2 protein-coding genes are annotated in these 2,776 nt (G+C 39.5%); one reads left to right on the forward strand and one right to left on the reverse strand.

Translation table 11 applies throughout. The features are described 5' to 3' along the window. Window positions 1–108: 108 nt before the first annotated feature. Window positions 109–1,209, reverse strand: coding sequence for a glycerol dehydrogenase (locus HMPREF3116_RS01015; protein WP_070467023.1), 1,101 nt, complete (start codon window positions 1,207–1,209; stop codon window positions 109–111). Between the two features lie 409 nt (window positions 1,210–1,618). Here HMPREF3116_RS01015 and HMPREF3116_RS01020 point away from each other — a divergent pair, with 409 nt between their 5' ends. Then, window positions 1,619–2,539, forward strand: a complete 921-nt coding sequence (locus HMPREF3116_RS01020; RefSeq protein WP_070467032.1) for a tRNA dihydrouridine synthase — start codon at window positions 1,619–1,621, stop codon at window positions 2,537–2,539. The last annotated feature ends 237 nt before the right edge of the window (window positions 2,540–2,776 follow it).

Raw genomic sequence — 2,776 nt, forward strand, 5'->3', positions numbered from 1 at the left:
GTCGGAATCGAAAGATTCCTCCTACTCGATTTTGCCCAGTATGAGCAAACGAAAAAGCGACCGAGTTTACCTCAGTCGCTATAAACCTATTTTAAGTAATATGGATAATTATTTTCGACTAGTGACATATGCATCTACAGCAATTAAAGCATCTGCAACGTCCTCAGCTGTCACGTGATAAAGCATATTGTGAATTGTTTCCCCTTCAATTGTGGCTTGTTTCCCTACGCGAATCAAGGCATCACGGTCTTTAGGATCTAAGTGTAATTCATTTAAGGTAGTAGGTAAGTTTAAAGCTTGATATAGATCGATGTAGGCATCAATCTCTTCTGCTGGACGATTTTCCATAAAGAGTTGCGTTAGCGTACCATAAGCAACTTTTTCACCGTGAGTTAGGTGATGAATGTCACCTTCTAAAGCTGTGAAACCATTATGGATAGCATGGGCAGCCGCAAGACCACCAGATTCAAAACCAAGTCCGCTAAGCAGTGTATTGGCTTCAATAACATTCTCAACTGCTGGTGTGACTGCCTGTTTTTCAACGGCTTTAAAGGCTTTAACCCCGTCAGCGAATAAGATTTCCTTACTCTTGTCTCCAATCGCTTGAGCTGCTAAAGTTGTTTTCCCACCAGCCATGGTATCGTGGTTACCAATCATGGTTGGTCGCATTTCAACTGCAGTTGCTAGTGCATCAGCGATTCCTGAAGCGAAGAAACGAGCTGGTGCTTGTGCAATAATTTGACTATCTAATAGGACTAGATCAGGATTCTTCTTGTAGAATCGATATTTCTCAAAGGCGCCTTCCTCAGAGTAAATAACAGATAGCGCAGACGTTGGTGCATCTGTAGAAGCAACTGTTGGCAAAATAGCTACTGGCGCCTGTAGGTCATCGGCGATGGCTTTCCCAGCGTCAATAGCTTTCCCCCCACCCAGTGCTAAAACAAGATTGACATCATTATCTTGGCCAATTTTCGTTACACGATCAATCTCTGCAGTAGAAGCTTCACCTTGGAAGGGCTCCCGGATAATGGTCATGCCAGCTGATGTCAATCGATCAGTTAAGGTTTCCCCAATAATCTCCCAAACAACATCATCTGCTAGTAGTAAAGCCTTATCTCCTAACTTTTGAATGTAATCTATAGCGACTTGACTTGTTAAAATATTTTTACCTTGAACATAATGTGCCGGACTTGCAAATACTCTAGCCATAATAAACCTCCTAGTTTATGTTACAAAATTCACAATCAAAACCATATGTATAAAAGTAAAGTGATTATTAATTCTCCTTACATGTGAATTGTATCACAAATAAATATAAAAAGCTACTATCTTAGATTGAGTTTCGAGAGCATAAAAGGTGGGACATTTTCCCTTATTAATACCTAGGACATTATCGCTCGTTAATAACAAAGATCATGATGATTAAGATATTTTTCTTCCAATTGTGGTTCAGATTTGAGATAATATATCGCTGTAAGCACAAATGCTAGAGTAAAAAAAGCGGATAGCTTTTTTTGTTTTGTATTCAATATATAAGAAAAAGAGAAAGGAACTTATTGTGGAAGAAAAGAAAAACTTTTGGCAAGAATTACCACGACCATTTTTTATTTTAGCGCCAATGGAAGATGTAACAGATACTGTTTTTCGTCATGTAGTTCAAAAAGCAGCTAAACCAGATGTTTACTTTACTGAATTTACCAATTCAGAATCATATGTACATCCAAAAGGTCGCGATTCATTAAATTCACGTTTACTATTCACAGAAGATGAAAAACCTATCGTAGCACATATCTGGGGGGATAATCCTGATCACTTTGCGACTATGGCTAAAGGAATGAACGAAATGGGTTATGCTGGTCTAGATATTAACATGGGATGCCCAGCACCTAACGTCTTTAAACATGGTCGAGGATCAGGGTTAATCCTACGTCCAGATGTAGCAGTTGAATTAATTCATGCAGCTAAAGAAGGAGGCCTACCGGTTTCTGTTAAAACCAGACTTGGTCATCAAGATACTGAAGAATATAAAGAATGGCTCAGTTTAATATTAAAACAAGATATTGCTAACTTATCGATTCATTTACGTACAAAGACGGAAATGTCTAAAGTGGATGCACATTGGGAATTGATTCCGGAAATCAAAAAATTACGTGATGAAATTGCCCCTAACACCTTGTTAACGATTAATGGTGATATTCCTAACCGCCAAGTTGGCCAAGAATTAGTTGATAAATATGGTGTAGACGGTGTAATGATTGGTCGGGGTATATTCCACAACCCATTTGCTTTTGAAGAAGAAGCCCGTGAACATTCACCAAAAGAGTTATTAGACTTATTCAGATACCATTTAGATTTGTTTGATGAACATGCTGCTAAAGATGGTCGCCCATATAAACCATTACGTCGCTTCTTTAAAATTTATATCCGTTCATTCCGTGGCGCAAATGACTTGCGAATTGGTTTGATGGAAACTGAAACAACTGATGAAGCACGTAAATTGTTAGATGAATTCGAAGAGAAATATTTAGCAGAAGCATAGACTCGGTATTTCACGGTTCCTTTCTTAGCGTCCTGTCTCCGCACCCTTTAGTTGAGTTCGTCAGGGCAGACAGGTGTCCGCTTCAGAAATAGATTGCGTGATGTGCCATCACTACACCTATTTCTTCCATCGTCTCCTGTCTAAGCGCCCTGTCTCACATCCCTTTTAGTCGGGTTCGTCAGGGCAGACAGGTGTCCGCTTCAGGAATAGATTGCGTGATGTGCCATCACTACACCT

Origin of the sequence: Aerococcus sp. HMSC10H05 (assembly GCF_001806975.1) — a bacterium.
Taxonomy (GTDB): Bacteria; Bacillota; Bacilli; order Lactobacillales; family Aerococcaceae; genus Aerococcus; species Aerococcus viridans_B.

Excerpts from the sequence above, each read along its gene's own strand:
- HMPREF3116_RS01015 (WP_070467023.1), bottom strand. The coding sequence starts at position 1,209 with ATGGCTAGAGTATTTGCAAGTCCGGCACATTATGTTCAAGGTAAAAAT.
- HMPREF3116_RS01020 (WP_070467032.1), top strand. The coding sequence starts at position 1,619 with ATGGAAGATGTAACAGATACTGTTTTTCGTCATGTAGTTCAAAAAGCA.